The following is a 15,908-nucleotide window of genomic DNA, read 5'->3' as shown; positions in this document are numbered from 1 at the left end:
CCCGGCCTTGTACTCCGCCGTGAACTCCCGGCGCGGCCTGCGGGGCTTCCTCTGCTTTTCGTCAGTCGCGGACATCCCGTGCTCCTTCCATCACATCTCGGGTGTCCACGGAACCGGGCCAGGCTCAATCAGCCGTTGCACATGACGAAGCGTCGAAACTGCACCTCCGCGGCGAAGAGCGTGGTGCCAGCGCCTCCTCATCAACTCCCGCACATGACGAAGCGTCGGAACTGCACCTCCGCGGCGAAGAGCGTGGTGCCAGCGCCTCCTCATCAACTCCCGCACATGACGAAGCGTCGGAACTGCACCTCCGCGGCCAAGAGCGTGGTGCCAGCGCCTCCTCATCAGCTCCCGCACATGACGAAGCGACGGAGCTGCACCTCCGCGGCGAAGAGCGTGGTGCCGGCGGCTCCGTGTCAGCCACCGTGCAGGACGATTCTGCGTCGTGTGCGGCGAGGGCCCTTCGCGTCCCCTCTCGCCCATGAAGCTCCGTACGCTGGCCCTTGAGTTGGAACGCTGGTGCCGGTGGGACCTGGACTCCGCCGCTCGCTCCGGACTTTCGCGCCGGCTTTGTCGGCGACCTTCTGGCGATGGGCTCCGCTCACGCCCACTGTGTCCGCCCCAATGCGGGGCGGACACAGTCCAGCTCCCCTCCCCCTCGCCAGGCCACGAGCTGGACGCGACCCGGCTTCCCTCCCCCGAAATCCGCTACCGCGTCGCGGCCCGGCGCGCTGGCGTCCGCCCCTTCACGGTCCGGTGCGCCTGCGCCTTCATCGCCGGCATGCGCCGTGCCTTGTGCGCCCGTGCCTTCACCGCCGGCATGCGCCGCGCCTTGTGCGCCCGTGCCTTCACCGGGCCCCGGCGCGCATAGCCCGCGGGCCGCATCGCCTTCTTCGTCACCACCGCCTTCTTGCGCTGCGCCGTGGCGCGGGCCGCGGGCCGCAGCGTTTTCTTCACCGCCGGCCGCTTGCGCATCGTCGGCCTCGCCTTCCGCGCCGGCACCATCTCCATCCGCCGCAGCTGCGACTCGAAGCGCGTCAGCGCCTTGCGGAACAGGGCTGCCTTGCGCCGCGTGTCCATGCGCCCGCCGATCACACGGCTCCCCATGGGGACGCGCATGGCCTCACGGCGCAGCCGGCGCGCCAGCTTTTCGTACTGGTCCACCATGCCGCGCGCGCGCCGCACCATCCCCATCAGCTCGCGCCGGGACAGCTCCATCAAGTTGCGCGGCGCGCTGGCCAGCACCAGCCGCATCTCCCGCGCGTTCATCAACGCCGTCCCCGTCTCCCGCATCTTGCGCATGTCCGCCCCCTCCCTCGGGTTCGCCAAACAGTCGCAACGTTTGGGGCCCCACCCGACAGCGGCAAGGAGGACGTGGCCGGGGCCTGCCCCACCGCCCGTCCCCGCGGAACAGGGCTGCTGTCCTGCACTCAGCCGGACGTGCTCACTGGAGGCGCGTCCAGCAGCACCGCCAGCTTCTCCAGCGCCAGCCGCGCACGCGTCTTCACCGTCCCCAGCGGTTGGCCCGTCTTCTTCGCGATCTCACTCTGGGACAGCCCGTCGAAATACCCGAGCAGCACCACCTCGCGCTGCTCCGGCGGCAACTGCGCCATCGCCGCCCGCACCCGCGCCTGGTCCTGCGCCGCGGCGGCGGAGTCATCCGGTGACGGCGGCGTCGCGCTCACCGGGGGCGGCTGCTGCGCCACCCCATCCACCATCCGCGACACCGTGCCCAATGAACGCAGTCGATCAATGGACCGCGTGCGCGCGATGGTCGTGACCCACGTCTCCAGTCCGCCGCGCGCCGGGTCGAACTCTCGCGCGCGCCGCCAGACCTCCAGGAAGGTCTCCTGCAGCACCTCTTCCGCGTCCGCCCGCGTGGGCAACAGCCGCACCCCGATGGCGAACGCCCGCGCGGAACACCTCGCGTAGACATCTCGCATGGCCGCGGCGCTGCCGAGTGCCACCTGCTTCAACAGGTCGCGGTCGGCCGACTGGTCACTCGCTTGCTGAGCAGCGGAGTCGTTGGGCGCCATGTTCGTCCCGGATACCGCAACCGGAGGGGCGGATCCCAGCTTCAACTATCAGGGCCCGTCTACCCGGTTCCTCGGGCTGGGCGACCGCTCCCTCCGTTCCTAACGTTGACAGGCCAACGCGACCAGGCGGCGGCCATCTTCAATCATCAACACCCGCGCAATGCCGCCTGGAGCCACTGACTCAGAGTCCTATAAGGGGCCGCCAGCCGATATGACCGAACGACTCGGAAGCGTGTTCATCGAGAACGTCCAGCCGGAACTGGACGCGGGGCGCTACGCCATCAAGCGCGTCGCCGGGGAGAGCCTGACCGTCCGGGCGGACATCTTCAAGGAAGGCCACGACGTCCTCGTGGCCGTCGCCCGCTGGCGCCAGGTCACCCCTGCTGCCCAGAAGACGGACTGGGCCGAGGTCCCTCTCGCCTTCAAGAACAACGACGCCTGGGAAGGCTCCATCCCGCTCGCGAAGAACGGCCGTTACGAATTCACGATTGAAGCCTGGCCGGATCTCTTCCGCACGTGGGCGCACGAGCTGAAGCGCAAGGTGGACGCCGGCCGTGACGTGAAGAGCGAGCTGCTGGAGGGCGCTGCCCTGCTGGAAGGCGCCGCCGCTCGCGCCAAGGGCAAGTCCGCGGAGGACCACCGGTTGCTCGCCGAGGCAGGGGCCCGCCTGCGCACGCCGCCCACGCCGGACCACCTCCTCGCCGCGCTGTCTTCCGAGCTGGCGGACGCCGCGTCACGGCATCCGGACCGCACGCTCGCCAGCAAGTACGACAAGGTGCTGGAGGTGTTCGTGGACCGGGAGAAGGCGCGCAACGCCGCCTGGTACGAATTCTTCCCCCGCTCCGCGAAGCGCGACGGCAAGACGCACGGCACCTTCAAGGACGCGCAGGCCTGGCTGCCATACATCCAGAAGCTCGGGTTCGACACCGTCTACCTGCCGCCCATCCACCCCATCGGGCGCACCGCTCGCAAGGGCAAGAACAACAGCCTGCGCGCGGAGCCCGGCGACGTGGGCAGCCCATGGGCCATTGGCGCCACGGAGGGCGGCCACAAGGCCGTGCACCCGGAGCTGGGCACGCTGCAGGACTTCCGCGCGTTCGTGGACGCGGCGAAGGCGCACGGCATCGAAGTGGCGCTGGACCTGGCCTTCCAGTGCTCGCCGGACCACCCGTACGTGAAGGAGCATCCGGAGTGGTTCCAGCACCGCCCGGACGGCACCATCAAGACGGCGGAGAACCCGCCCAAGCGCTACGAGGACATCGTCAACTTCGACTGGATGGGCCCCGCTCGGGACGCCCTCTGGAAGGAGCTCAAGTCCGTCGTGCTGCACTGGGTGGACAACGGCGTGCGGACCTTCCGCGTGGACAACCCGCACACCAAGCCCATGCAGTTCTGGCACTGGCTCATCCGGGACGTGCAGGACCTGCACCCGGACGTGCTCTTCCTGTCCGAGGCGTTCACCCGCCCCAAGGTGATGAAGGCCCTGGGCAAGGTGGGCTTCACCCAGTCGTACACGTACTTCACCTGGCGCCTCTTCAAGGACGAGCTGCGCACGTACCTGGAGGAGATCACCCAGCCGCCCGTGGCGGACTACTTCCGCGGCAACCTCTGGCCCAACACGCCGGACATCCTCCCGGAGAACCTCCAGAACGCGGGGCCCGGCGCCTTCCGCGTGCGCGTGGCGCTGGCCTCCACGCTGTCGTCCGTGTGGGGCATGTACTCGGGCTACGAGCTGTGCGAGGGCCGCCCCGTGCCGGGCAAAGAGGAGTACCTGGACTCGGAGAAGTACCAGCTCGTCGCCTGGGACTGGGACCGGCCGGGCAACATCTCTGGATGGATTTCCAGGCTCAACGCCATCCGCAAGGCGCACCCCGCGCTCCAGCACTACCAGGCGCTGCGCTTCTTCGAGTCCGACAACGACCGCGTCCTCTTCTATGGCAAGCGCTCACCGGACGGCCTCAGCACGGTGCTGGTGGCGGTGAGCCTGGATCCGTACGCGCCACAAGAAGCCCTGCTCCGCGTGCCCATGGAATGGCTGGGCGTCACCGCGGAGGAGACCTATCAGGTGCAGGAACTGATGGCTGATCAGCGCTCGCTCTGGCAGGGCCCGGACGTGCAGGTGCGCCTGACGCCCGAACAACCCGCGGCCATCTGGGCCGTGTACCGCTACCGCCGCACCGAACACGCGTTCGACTACTTCGAGTGACTCCCTCCGAGAGGCGTATGGACCTGGATCCGCTTTGGTACAAAAAAGCGCTCATCTACGAGCTGCACATCCGCGCATTCCATGACTCGAACGGGGACGGCCACGGGGACATCCCGGGCCTGATTGAAAAGCTGCCGTACCTCCAGGACCTGGGCGTGGACTGCCTGTGGCTCCTGCCGCACTACCCGTCTCCGCTGCGCGACGACGGCTACGACATCGCGGACTACTACGGCATCCACCCGGACTACGGCACGCTGGCGGACTTCCAGCGGCTGGTGGAAGAGGCCCACAAGCGCGGACTGCGCATCATCATCGAGCTGGTGGTGAACCATACCAGCGACCAGCACCCCTGGTTCCAGGAGGCGCGCAGGGATCCCCAGAGCCCCAAGCGCAACTGGTACGTCTGGAGCGACACGGACGAAGCCTACAAGGGCGCGCGCATCATCTTCACCGACACGGAGCGCTCCAACTGGACGTGGGATCCGGTGGCCAAGCAGTACTTCTGGCACCGCTTCTTCAGCCACCAGCCGGACCTGAACTACGACAACCCCGAAGTGCAGGAAGCCATGCTGGACGTCATGCGCTTCTGGCTCAACATGGGCGTGGACGGGTTCCGCTGCGACGCAGTGCCCTACCTCTTCGAGCGCGAGGGCACCAACTGCGAGAACCTCCCGGAGACGCACGCGTTCTTGAAGAAGCTGCGCAAGACCATCGACTCCGAGTACCAGAACAAGGTGCTGCTCGCGGAGGCGAACCAGTGGCCCGCCGACGTGCGCGTGTACTTTGGCGAGGGCGACGAGTTCCACATGGGCTTCCACTTCCCGGTGATGCCCCGCCTCTTCATGGCGGTGCGCCGCGAGGACCGCACGCCCATCGTCGAAATCATGCAGCAGACGCCGGACATCCCGGACACCTGCCAGTGGGCCATCTTCCTGCGCAACCACGATGAGCTGACGCTGGAGATGGTGACGGACGAGGACCGGGACTACATGTACCGGGAGTACGCCACCGACCCGCGCATGCGCATCAACCTGGGCATCCGCCGCAGGTTGGCGCCGCTGATGGACAACGGCCGGCGCCGCATTGAATTGATGCACAGCCTGCTCTTCACCCTGCCCGGCACGCCGGTCCTCTACTACGGGGACGAAATTGGCATGGGCGACAACATCTACCTGGGCGACCGCAACGGCGTGCGCACGCCCATGCAGTGGACCGGCGACCGCAACGCGGGCTTCAGCCGCGCGGACTACGCGCGCCTCTTCGCGCCCGTCATCGCGGATCCCGTCTACGGCTACCAGTCCATCAACGTGGAGGCCCAGGAGCGGCAGAAGTCCAGCCTGCTCCAGTGGGTGAAGCGGATGATTGGCATCCGCCAGCGCTACCCCGTGTTCGCCATGGGCACCTTGCGCTTCCTCACCACGGAGAACCGCAAGGTGCTGGCCTTCGTGCGGGAGTGGGAGGGCCAGACGGTGCTCGTCGTGTGCAACCTGTCGCGCTTCGCGCAGCCGGGCGTGCTGGACCTGCGCGAGTTCGAAGGCAGCATCCCCGTGGAGTTGATTGGAGAGACGCCATTCCCCCGCATCAGCGACCTGCCCTATCAGCTGTCGATGGGGCCTTACATGTTCCTGTGGTTCCGGTTGGACAAGCCGCTGCAGGCGAAGGAGTAACCCCGCGTGACCCCCCTGGACCTGACCAAGCTGCCAGACTTCCTCAAGGCCCAACGTTGGTTCGCCGGCAAGGCGTGGCCCATCAAAAGTGTCAGCGTGGCGGACCACGTGAACATGGACCTGGGCACGTGCTCCTTCACCCTGGCCATCATCGAAGTCGTCTACGAGTTGGGAAATCCGGAGCGCTACCAGCTCCAGGTCCGGCACACGGCCGACGGACTGGTGAGCGCGCTGGAGGATGACGACTGCGTGCGCGCCGTCTTCAACCTCGCGCGCGAGGGCCGGCAGGTGGTGTCCGGCTCCGGCCGCGTGGTGGGTGAATGGATCGCCTCCACGGACAGCGGCGTGGCGCTGCCGGATCCGCTCTCCGTGCGCCGGCTCAACGTGGAGCAGAGCAACACCTCGCTGGTGCTGGGCGAGCGGGTCATCGTCAAGGTCATCCGCAAGCTGGAGGCCGGCGTGAACCCCGAATACGAGGTGGGCCGCTTCCTCGCGACGAAGACGTCCTTCCGCGCGACGCCGCAACTGGTGGGCGCGCTGAACCTGGAGGGCCCCGCGGGCGCGACGCTCGCGCTGGCGCACCGCTTCGTGCCTGACGCCGTGGACGGCTGGAAGTACACGCTGGAGCGGCTGCGCCAGGAAAAGGCGCTAAGCGAGCGCTTCCTCGGGGACATGCGAGACCTGGGCGCGCGGTTGGGAGAGCTGCACAAGGCGTTCGCCTCCGCGGAGCCGGAGGACCTGGCGTTCTCCCCGGAGCCGCTGCTCCAGGAGGACCTGCAGCGCTGGAGCGCGTCCATCGTGGGCGAGCTGGGCGTGACGCTGGCGGACGCCGGCCGGCTGCACGCGGACCTGGAGAACAAACGCGACGGCCTCATCGCGTACGCGAAGCGGCTGGCGCAGGTGGCGCCCTCCGGCCAGAAGATCCGCATCCACGGCGACCTGCACCTGGGCCAGGTGCTGCGCTCGGAGGGCCAGTGGCTGTTCTTCGACTTCGAGGGCGAGCCGTCCCGCTCCTTCACCGCGCGCCGTGAGAAGTACAGCGCGCTGCGCGACGTGGCGGGGATGATCCGCTCGTTCGACTACGCGGAGGCCACCGTGTCGCTGGAGGGCGGCCAGCCGCGCGGGCGCGTGGGCCCCACCCGCGACGCGTTCCTGGAGGGCTACCGCCAGGCGACGCGCGGCGCCACCTTCCTGCCCGACAACGATGAAGCCTTCAACGTGATGTTGCGCGCCTTCGAACTGGAGAAGCTGTTGTACGAAGTGCGCTACGAACTCGCCAACCGGCCGGACTGGGTGCGCATCCCCGTCGAGGCCCTGTTGCGGATGGAGGATGCCCAGTGAGGAAGCCTGCGGACAGAGCACAGGTGGACGCGGAGCTGCAACGCGTGGTGGAGCTGCGCCACCCGGAGCCCCACTCCATGTTGGGCGTCCACCCGGACGGCGACGCGGTCGTGGTGCGCGCCTACCGCCCGGAGGCCGTGGCCGTCCACGTCCTGCCGGAGTTCGGGGGCAAGGTGCCCATGCAGCACCGCACCGGCGGCGTCTTCGAGGCGCGCATCAACGGCCGCACGGAGCCCTTCGGGTACCTGCTGGAGGTGGAGTACCCGGGCAAGAAGGTCTTCACGCTGCGCGACCCGTACAGCTTCCTGCCCACCATCGGGGAGATGGACCTGTACTTCGCCGGCGAGGGCCGCCACGAGCGGCTCTGGGAGCGCATGGGCGCGCACCTCATCCACCACAACGGTGTGAAGGGCACGTCGTTCGCCGTCTGGGCCCCCACCGCCCGGGGCGTGTCCGTGGTGGGTGACTTCAACGGCTGGGACGGCCGCCTGCACGCCATGCGGCGCATGGGGTCCTCCGGCATCTGGGAGCTGTTCGTCCCGGAGGTCGGCGAGGGCACCCGCTACAAGTTCGAAATCCGGCCCGGCCACGGCGGCGGCCCGCTGCTCAAGGCGGACCCCTTCGCCTTCCGCACGGAGACGCCGCCCGCCACCGCGTCCGTGGTGCACGACCTGCAGCGCTACGCCTGGGGCGACAGCGCGTGGCTGGAGACGCGCGAGAAGCACGTGGACGCGGCCCAGCACCCGTGGAGCGTGTACGAGGTCCACCTGGGCAGCTGGCGCCGCGTGGTGGAGGACGGCGACCGGCCCATGACGTACCGCGAGCTGGCGCCGGAGCTGTCTCGCTACGCGAAGGAGCTGGGCTTCACGCACGTGGAGCTGCTGCCCGTGTCCGAGCACCCCTACGGCGGCTCCTGGGGCTACCAGGTCGGTGGCTACTACGCGCCCACCTCGCGCTTCGGCCACCCGGACGACTTCCGCTACCTGGTGGACTACCTGCACCAGGAGGGCATCGGCGTCATCGTGGACTGGGTGCCGGGCCACTTCCCGCGCGACAGTCATGCGCTGGGCCAGTTCGACGGCACGTCCCTCTACGAGCACTCGGATCCACGCCAGGGTTCGCAGCCGGACTGGGGCACGCTCGTCTTCAACTTCGGCCGCAACGAGGTGCGCAACTTCCTCATCGCCAACGCGCTGTTCTGGCTGGAGGAGTACCACATCGACGGGCTGCGCGTGGACGCGGTGGCCTCCATGCTCTACCTGGACTACAGCCGGAAGCACGGCGAGTGGGTCCCCAACCGCTGGGGCGGCCGCGAGAACGAAGAAGCCATCCAGTTCCTGCGCGAACTCAACGACACCATCCGCCGCAAGCACCCGGGCGTGGTCGTCATCGCGGAGGAGTCCACCGCGTGGCCCAAGGTGTCCCAGCCCGTCAGCGAGGGCGGCCTGGGCTTCCACTTCAAGTGGAACATGGGCTGGATGCACGACACGCTGTCGTACTTCTCCAAGGACGCCGTCTACCGGCAGTTCCACCACAACCAGCTCACCTTCGGCCTGCTGTACGCGTTCAGCGAGCACTTCATGCTGCCGCTGAGCCACGACGAGGTGGTCCACGGCAAGGGCAGCCTCTACGGGCGCATGCCGGGCGACGCGTGGCAGAAGCGCGCGAACCTGCGCGCGCTGTTCGCGTGGATGTGGGCCCACCCGGGCAAGAAGCTGCTCTTCATGGGCGGCGAGTTCGGCCAGCCGGCGGAGTGGAACCACGACAAGAGCCTGGACTGGCACCTGCTCAATGACCCGGGCCACAAGGGCATCCAGAACCTGGTGGGCGACCTGAATCGCATCTACCGCGACCTGCCCGCGCTGTACGACTCGGACAGCGAGCCCGTGGGCTTCCAGTGGCTGCAGCCGGACGCGTCCGCGGCGAACGTGCTGGCCTTCGTGCGCCGCTCGCGCACGCCCGGCCGTCACGTGGTGTGCGTGGCCAACATGTCGCCGGTGCCTCGCGAGGATTATCGCGTGGGCTTCCCACTCCACGGCCGTTATGTGGAGCTGGTCAACACCGACGCCGGGGAGTACGGCGGCAGCGGCATGGGCAACCGGGGCCAGGTGCACACGGAGCCCACGGGTTGGGACGGCCAGCCCGCGTCCGCGACGCTCACCCTGCCCCCGCTGTCGGTGGTGTGGTTCACGCCGGGGTAGCACGCCCCGGCCTCACCGGAAGGATTTGGGGCATGGCGGCAGGAGCAGCGGCGAAGCGGAAGCTGGGAACGTCGGGCCTGGAGGTGTTCCCGCTGTGTCTGGGCGGGAACGTCTTCGGCTGGACGGCGGACGAGGCGACCTCGTTCGCCGTGCTCGACGCGTTCGTGGAGGGCGGCGGCAACTTCGTGGACACCGCGGACGTGTACTCGCGGTGGATCCCCGGCCACGTGGGCGGCGAGTCGGAGACGGTGCTGGGCAAGTGGATCGCCTCGCGCAAGGCGAAGGACCGCCTGGTGGTGGCCACGAAGGTCGGCGCGGAGACGGCGCTGGGCAAGGGCCTCACGCGCGAGCACATCGAGAAGAGCGTGGACGCGTCCCTGCGCCGCCTGGGCGTGGAACGCATCGACCTGTACTACGCGCACTACGACGACCCGAACACGCCCTTCGAGGAGACGCTCCGCGCCTTCGACGCGCTGGTGAAGGCGGGCAAGGTGAAGGCGCTGGGCCTGAGCAACCACACCGCGGAGCGCGCGCAGGAGGCCCTGGACACGCAGAAGAAGCTGGGGCTCGCGCGCTACCAGGTCATCCAACCGGAGTACAACCTGGTCGAGCGTCCGAAGTTCGAGGGCGCGCTCCAGCAGGTGAGTGAGAAGGAAGGCCTGGCCGTGGCGCCCTACTTCGGGCTCGCCGCGGGCTTCCTCACCGGCAAGTACCAGGAGGGACAGCCTGCACCGGCGTCACCGCGCGCGGGCAACGTGCTCAAGAAGTACGGCAACGCGCAGGGCTGGGGCGTCGTCGCCGCGCTGAAGAAGGTGGCGGAGCGCCGGGGTGCCACGCCGTCGCAGGTGGCGCTCGCGTGGCTTTCGACGCGGCCCACGGTGGAGGCGCCCATCGCCAGCGCCACGTCCGTGCCGCAGGTGAAGGAGCTGCTCGGGGCCTTCTCCCTGAAGCTGGAAGCGGACGACCTGCGCGAGCTGGACAGCGCGTCTTCGAAGTAGCGCCGTCTAGCCCTCGTCCGTGACGAGGACGGTCTTCAGACGTGCCAGGACGGGCTCTGGCACGTCGGTGAAGGACAGGCCCACCTCGAAGCGGGCCACGGCGTCCTTGGGTAACTTGATGGCCCAGACGATGCGCGCCGTACATTCCAGCGAGCTGCCGTCCGGAAGGAACAGTTCCAGATCCAGCCGCGAGCCCACGTCCTGCGGATCATCCGAATAGATGCGCGCGCCCCCGAGGCTGACGTCGAGCACCTGCTTCTTTTCGCCCACCTTCATGCGCGCGGGGCGCGAATAGAGGGGCGCGTGGATGCGGGGGAAGGCGCGGCGATCGATGTGAGAGGTCATCTGGAGTGTCACGTTCCGCCATCCTAACGTGCCTGTCACGAAACGGCACATCGCCCTCCCAGGCGAGAAGGCGGGCCGGTGGGTCGGACCACCTCCTCCGTGGGTTCGTGGCAACCCTACCCAGGAGTACCGCCCAGCCCCTCCAGCTCCGGTGCGTCCCGAGCCAGCTCGTCGCAGATGAGCGATTGGATGCGGAAGGCCAGCCGCGCCTCCTGGACCAGCTCCTGGGCCTCGCCCTCCGTCAGCGGCACCTCGTCCAGCCGGGCCACCAGCCGGCTCTGGAAGGCGAGCAGCTCCGCGGCGGACACCGCGTTGTAGAAGGCCGTGCCCCGGCCGTTCTCCAGCTCGAACGCCTGCGCGATGAGCTCCGAGCGCTGGGGGGCGGTGTAGAGGTCCTGGACGCAGCGGGCCCAGGCATGGGCGATGAGCAGGTGCGGGGCCTCGGCCGCCACTTCGCGGATCCGCTCGGCGTGCAGCCGCGTCTCCGTGCAGGCGAAGGGCTTCGTGCGCGTGTCGCCGCAGAACCAGTCCAGGTCCGCCAGCAACGCGGAGGCCCGCCGCAGCTCCGGCAGCCGCAGCACGCGCGTGAGCGGGCCGTCCTTCAGCGCCGGCAACACGGACTCCAGCGCTTCGTAGACGACGTGCAGCTGGCGCAGGTGGTTCACGTAATGGCGCGCCCGCACGAACTGGCCATAGACGCCGCCGTTCCACGTGCCGTTGAAGAGCGCTTCCAGGAAGGTGGACTGCTCCGCCTGGCGCCGGGCGATCCCCGTCCCCTCCTCCAGCCGCAGCGACAGCCGCTGCGTGGACGGGAGGGCCTCGAGGGCCGTGGACGCGGAGGACAGGCGCTTGTCCCTCGCGGAGCGCTCGAAGCCGCCCCAGCGGATCGTCCCCCGGACGGTGCTCACTGCTTCCACCCGCCGGTGGGCGCCCCGTGGGCGGCGGCGGGAGCCGGCTCCTGCGCTTCCGCCTCGTGCGCGGGCGCGTGCGGCATCTCCAACTGGTGGATGGCCTCCACCAGGGTGTGACCCAGCGCGCGCAGGACGTCCTCCTCCAGGCGCAGCGTCACCGGCCCCACCGCCAGGTGGATGTGCCCACAGCTGCACCGCGTCACTTCAGCGCACGGGCCTCGCGCCAGCACCGCCCTGCAGCATCCCTGACCGAGCATCGCGTTCTCCAGATGATTTTGATTATCGAAATCAAAATCATGAAGCCACAACACCCTTCCGCCGTCAAGCCCGGTCCACCCCGTTCTGATCCGGAGACCGGTGGTCAACACCTCAAAGACAGACATTAAAACACCAGACAAAGACAAGCATCACAGTCAATTACATATGTCTGCATTTATTTGTTTCATGTCTCACGCCAATGCCGCTGGCTGCCTTTTTGTTCATGTAGGCGCGACCCTTTCCGACGCGGCGAAACTACCTGAATGTTTGTTCAGGCCCGTTCAGGGGTGCTCGGGGCGACGGGAAAAACGGCTGAAGGTTTGTTCAGGTCGCGTGCAGTCGGAGAACGCGGTTAGGAAAAGACGACCATGCGGCGACCCCTCGTGCTGACGACCTTCCTGGGCTTGGCGTGCCTCCTGGCCGGCTGCAAGTCCAACTCGACGAACGCCCCGGAGCCCTCCCTTTCGCTCCGGGACTCAGGCGTGGTGGACGCGGGTCAGCAACCTGTCTCCTGGAACCTCCAGGCGGCCCAGGTCCAGGTTCCGGAGGGCATGAGGGGCGCTCCGTTCGATGTGCCGCACTCCCTGAACATCCCAGCAGGCATGTCCGTAGCGGTCTGGGCGCGGGTGCCGGGCGCGCGTTTCATCGCATTCTCGCCGGAGGGCACGCTGCTCGTCTCCGTTCCCGGCCAGAACAAGGTGATGCAGGTGCGCCCCCGCGAGGGCCAGGCGCCGGAGGTGACAGAGTGGGCAGGCGGCCTGGGCCGGCCCCACGACCTCGTCTTCCACGAGCGCGACGGGCAGGTGTGGGTCTTCCTGTCGGAGAAGGACCGCGTCACGCGCTCGCGCTGGACGCCCGGTGAGACGGCGCGCGGCACGGTGGAGACGGTCGTCACGGGACTGCCGGACGCATCCCTCCCGGAGCTGCACGGCGCCTACGGCCACGAGCTCAAGAACCTGGCGGTGGACTCACAGCACCGCGTGTACGTGGCCATCGCGTCCACCTGCAACGTGTGCCTGAGCGACACCACCAGCGACCCGCTGCGCGGCGCCATCTACCGGTGGGACTGGAGCGGCGGCTCACGCGAGCTGTTCGCCCGGGGCCTGCGCAACGCGGAGGGCCTTGCGTGGGAGCCGGGCACCGACACGCTGTGGGTGGCGGTCAACAACCGCGACAACACGCCCTACCCGTTCGACGACGGCACCGGGAAGTACGGCAAGGTCATTCCGGAGTACGTGGACAACCACCCGCCAGAGGCCCTCACCTCCGTGCGGCAGGGCGGCCACTACGGCTGGCCCTTCTGCAACTCCAACCCGGACTCCCCCAGCGGCCTGAAGCACATGCCCCTGGACCGCGACTACAACCTCAACCGGGACGGCGCCAAGGCGGACTGCGCCGCGTTGGACAAGACGGACCAGGGCATCCAGGCGCACTCGGCGCCCCTGGGCCTGACGTTCTTCGACCATGGGGAGCTCAATCCGGAGTGGAAGCGCGGCGCGCTGGTCGCCTACCACGGCTCGTGGAACCGCACGGAGCGGACCGGCTACAAGGTCACCGTCTTCCCGTGGGACCTGGCCACGCACCAGCCCATGCAGGAGGTGGACCTGGTCACGGGCTTCAAGAACCCGGACCTGAGCGTGTGGGGCCGGCCGGTGGACGTGGCCCTGGCCCCGGGCGGCGGCTTCATCGTCAGCGACGACGCCGCCGGTGCTCTCTATCGCATCGCCCCCACCGCCCGGCCGTAGCCCGGCGGCGAGCGACTCAGCGCGACTCGCCGCGCGCCAGCTTCTCCACGTAGTCCGCGGGCAGCCCGGCGCTCTTCGCGCCGCGCACCAGCGCCTCCACGAAGCGCGGGCTCACCGGCCCGTCCGACGACGCACGGCGCGGGTTGGTCACGAACGCGGTGGCCTCCACCTCCTGGCCATCCACGCGCACGCGCACCGTGCGCTCCACGCACATGCTGGTGACGAAGCCCTCCTTGTGCTGGACGATGGGCCAGTCCTTGCCGGGGATCTCGAAGAGCCGCCCGTACACGCGCGCGCCCGGCGCGTCCGTCAGGCCCGCCACCCGGCCGCCCCACCAGCGCGACGGGAAGTCGTAGACAAGGTCCACGTCCAGCGCCTCGGCGAGCTGGCCCTCCGGCAGGTCGAAGAAGCCGTAGCTGTGCTGCTGCCTCCACTCCTCGAAGGCGGCCCGGTCCAGGATGGTCGAGTACGCGAAGTAGCGCCGGGGCGCGTTCGCGTCCGCCTGCTCGCGCGCCTTCATCACCTGGTCGTAGTGCGAATCCATTGTGTGTCCTCCCGCCTCTACCGCTCGCCCTTGCCGCGCGACAGGGCGCCGTCGCGGAACGCGCCCAGCACCCCGCCCACGTCCAGGCGGGACGTCTTGATGAACAGCCGCAGCGCGCGCTCCACGTGGTCGGCCAGCACGGCCATGCGCTCCAGCCGCCGCAGCTTCTCCGCCTGCACGCCGGCAGCACCCTCCGCCAGCCGGCGCGCTTCGGACAGGTCCGCGCGGATGCGGGTGACGAAGGCCGCCTCGCGCTCCTCCACCACGTGCGTCACCATCCGCACCAGGTCCGTCTCCGCCGCGTAGCGCCACACCGTGTCCCGCGGCACGCGCACCCGCTGGATGACGCCCCATTGCTCCAGGTCGCGCAGCAGCATGGACACGCCGCCCTTGGACAGGTCGAGCTCGCGTTCTATCTCACCGGCTGTCAGCGGCTCGCCGCGCAGGTAGAGCAGGCCCCACACGCGGCCCTGGTTGCGCTTGAAGCCCCAGAACTCGATGACGTTGCCCACCGCCTCCACGGCGATGGCTTCCCATGGCGCCAGCCGTCCATTCTCCGGCGGCGCGACGGTCTTCTGGCTCCCGGGATCCCCCCCCGTCCACAGGTAGCCCTTCATGCAGCGCGTCCCTTCACCTGCTCCGCGATGCCCTCCGACAGCCGGTGCGCCCAGCTCATCAGCTCCGCGCCCGCGGCGTCGTTCGCGAAGGGCCCCAGCTTGTCGAGCGCCGCTTCGATTTCGACGTTCATCATCTCCATGGACGCCTCCACCGCGCCGGCGGCCTCGATGGCGGCGCCAATCTCCCGGGTGCGCTCCGGGGTGATGACGGAGAACGCCCACGCGTCCTTGAGCTTGCGGCGCAGGGACTCGTCCCGCGACACCGCCAGAAGGATGGGCAGCGACGGCGTGCGCGAGTGCACGTCCGCGTACCGGGGCTTGCCCACGTCCGTGCCCAGGATGTCGCGGATGTCGTCGGCGATCTGGAACGCCACGCCCAGGTGCCGGCCGAAGGCGTCGAAGCGCGCCTGCGCCTCCGGCTGCTCCCCCAGCGTCGCCGCGGCCTTGCCGCACCAGCCGAACAGCGATCCCGTCTTGCCCTCGGCGATGTAGCGCAGCCGGGTGAGCGGCAGGTTCATGTCGCCGCGCGCCTCCACCTCCGCGATGGCCGCGCGGGTCATCTCCGTGACGATGGCCAGGCCGCTCTGCACCAGTCGCGCGTCCAGCAGGGACAGCCGCGACAGCGCCGTGGACAGGATGAGGTCGCCGCTCATCACCGCGACGATGTTGCCCCAGCGCGCGTTCACCGTCGGGCGGCCCCGGCGGAACATGCCCGCGTCCACCACGTCGTCATGCAGCAGGCTGGCCGAGTGGATCATCTCCGCCGCCACACCCACATCCACCAGCCGTGCGGCCGGCACCCCCACCACGCCACCGAACAGGCGGACGAGCATGGGGCGGGCCCGCTTGCCCCCGGCCCCCAGGCACAGGTGGCGCGCCGCATCCATCAGCGTGTCACCCTTCACGTCCGGGCCGACGTCGCCATCCGCGAGCAATTCGGTCAGACGCTGCTCCACCTGCCCCAGAAACTCCGTCAGCTCGTGAGCGACATCCATGTGCGCGGTCTCCTTCCGGGCCGTTCATATAGTTCAAGACCGCG

The 15,908-nt window shown here is 69.0% G+C and carries 14 protein-coding genes; 6 read left to right on the top strand and 8 right to left on the bottom strand.

What is annotated here, in order from left to right:
• Positions 1–708 precede the first annotated feature (708 nt).
• Together D7Y11_RS16980 and D7Y11_RS16975 are read right to left on the bottom strand one after the other, a co-directional pair.
• Positions 709–1,302: a hypothetical protein gene (locus tag D7Y11_RS16980; RefSeq protein ID WP_120576227.1), complete on the bottom strand. Its 594-nt coding sequence runs from the start codon at positions 1,300–1,302 to the stop codon at positions 709–711.
• Between the two features lie 128 nt (positions 1,303–1,430).
• Positions 1,431–2,036, bottom strand: a complete 606-nt coding sequence (locus D7Y11_RS16975) for a sigma-70 family RNA polymerase sigma factor (RefSeq protein WP_121754429.1) — start codon at positions 2,034–2,036, stop codon at positions 1,431–1,433.
• 211 nt (positions 2,037–2,247) lie between these two features.
• Here D7Y11_RS16975 and D7Y11_RS16970 point away from each other — a divergent pair, with 211 nt between their 5' ends.
• From D7Y11_RS16970 to D7Y11_RS16950, 5 genes are read left to right on the top strand one after another with little or no spacing between them, the layout of a single operon-like run.
• Positions 2,248–4,242 carry an alpha-1,4-glucan--maltose-1-phosphate maltosyltransferase gene (locus D7Y11_RS16970; protein WP_120576229.1) on the top strand — a complete coding sequence of 665 codons (1,995 nt, stop codon included), beginning with the start codon at positions 2,248–2,250 and terminating at the stop codon, positions 4,240–4,242.
• A 17-nt stretch (positions 4,243–4,259) separates the two neighbouring features.
• Positions 4,260–5,909, top strand: a complete 1,650-nt coding sequence (treS, locus tag D7Y11_RS16965) for a maltose alpha-D-glucosyltransferase (RefSeq protein WP_120576230.1) — start codon at positions 4,260–4,262, stop codon at positions 5,907–5,909.
• 6 nt (positions 5,910–5,915) lie between these two features.
• Positions 5,916–7,250, top strand: a complete 1,335-nt coding sequence (locus tag D7Y11_RS16960) for a phosphotransferase (protein WP_120576231.1) — start codon at positions 5,916–5,918, stop codon at positions 7,248–7,250.
• Positions 7,247–9,451, top strand: a complete 2,205-nt coding sequence (gene glgB / locus D7Y11_RS16955) for a 1,4-alpha-glucan branching protein GlgB (protein WP_126934204.1) — start codon at positions 7,247–7,249, stop codon at positions 9,449–9,451. The genes D7Y11_RS16960 and glgB overlap by 4 nt, the downstream gene beginning before the upstream one ends.
• Positions 9,452–9,483: 32 nt before the next feature.
• A complete protein-coding gene (locus tag D7Y11_RS16950) occupies positions 9,484–10,449 on the top strand; it encodes an aldo/keto reductase (protein ID WP_121754432.1) in 966 nt (321 codons plus the stop codon).
• Between the two features lie 6 nt (positions 10,450–10,455).
• On the opposite strand, the gene D7Y11_RS16945 is transcribed toward D7Y11_RS16950, so the two are convergent.
• The 3 genes from D7Y11_RS16945 to D7Y11_RS16935 all read right to left on the bottom strand — a co-directional run bounded on the left by D7Y11_RS16945 (position 10,456) and on the right by D7Y11_RS16935 (position 11,962).
• Entirely contained in the window at positions 10,456–10,806 is a 351-nt protein-coding gene (locus tag D7Y11_RS16945; protein WP_233596806.1) for a PilZ domain-containing protein, read from the bottom strand.
• A gap of 104 nt (positions 10,807–10,910) precedes the next feature.
• Entirely contained in the window at positions 10,911–11,702 is a 792-nt protein-coding gene (locus D7Y11_RS16940; RefSeq protein ID WP_120576235.1) for a heme oxygenase (biliverdin-producing), read from the bottom strand.
• Positions 11,699–11,962 carry a hypothetical protein gene (locus D7Y11_RS16935; RefSeq protein WP_120576236.1) on the bottom strand — a complete coding sequence of 88 codons (264 nt, stop codon included), beginning with the start codon at positions 11,960–11,962 and terminating at the stop codon, positions 11,699–11,701. Before D7Y11_RS16935 ends, D7Y11_RS16940 begins: the two co-directional genes overlap by 4 nt.
• A gap of 369 nt (positions 11,963–12,331) precedes the next feature.
• Between D7Y11_RS16935 and D7Y11_RS43325 the strand changes: the two genes are divergently transcribed.
• A complete protein-coding gene (locus D7Y11_RS43325) occupies positions 12,332–13,708 on the top strand; it encodes a sorbosone dehydrogenase family protein (protein WP_158629214.1) in 1,377 nt (458 codons plus the stop codon).
• Positions 13,709–13,724: 16 nt separating this feature from the next.
• On the opposite strand, the gene D7Y11_RS16920 is transcribed toward D7Y11_RS43325, so the two are convergent.
• The 3 genes from D7Y11_RS16920 to D7Y11_RS16910 are packed head-to-tail and all read right to left on the bottom strand — an operon-like array spanning position 13,725 to position 15,864.
• Positions 13,725–14,252, bottom strand: a complete 528-nt coding sequence (locus tag D7Y11_RS16920; RefSeq protein WP_120576237.1) for a gamma-glutamylcyclotransferase — start codon at positions 14,250–14,252, stop codon at positions 13,725–13,727.
• 17 nt (positions 14,253–14,269) lie between these two features.
• Positions 14,270–14,869 (bottom strand): GbsR/MarR family transcriptional regulator, encoded by a 600-nt coding sequence (locus tag D7Y11_RS16915; protein WP_120576238.1) that lies wholly within the window; start codon positions 14,867–14,869, stop codon positions 14,270–14,272.
• Positions 14,866–15,864 (bottom strand): polyprenyl synthetase family protein, encoded by a 999-nt coding sequence (locus D7Y11_RS16910; protein ID WP_120576239.1) that lies wholly within the window; start codon positions 15,862–15,864, stop codon positions 14,866–14,868. The genes D7Y11_RS16915 and D7Y11_RS16910 overlap by 4 nt, the downstream gene beginning before the upstream one ends.
• Positions 15,865–15,908: the final 44 nt, after the last annotated feature.

Source organism: Corallococcus sp. AB018 (assembly GCF_003986945.1).
Classification (GTDB): domain Bacteria; phylum Myxococcota; class Myxococcia; order Myxococcales; family Myxococcaceae; genus Corallococcus; species Corallococcus exiguus.
This window is presented reverse-complemented; position numbering and strand designations above follow the sequence as displayed.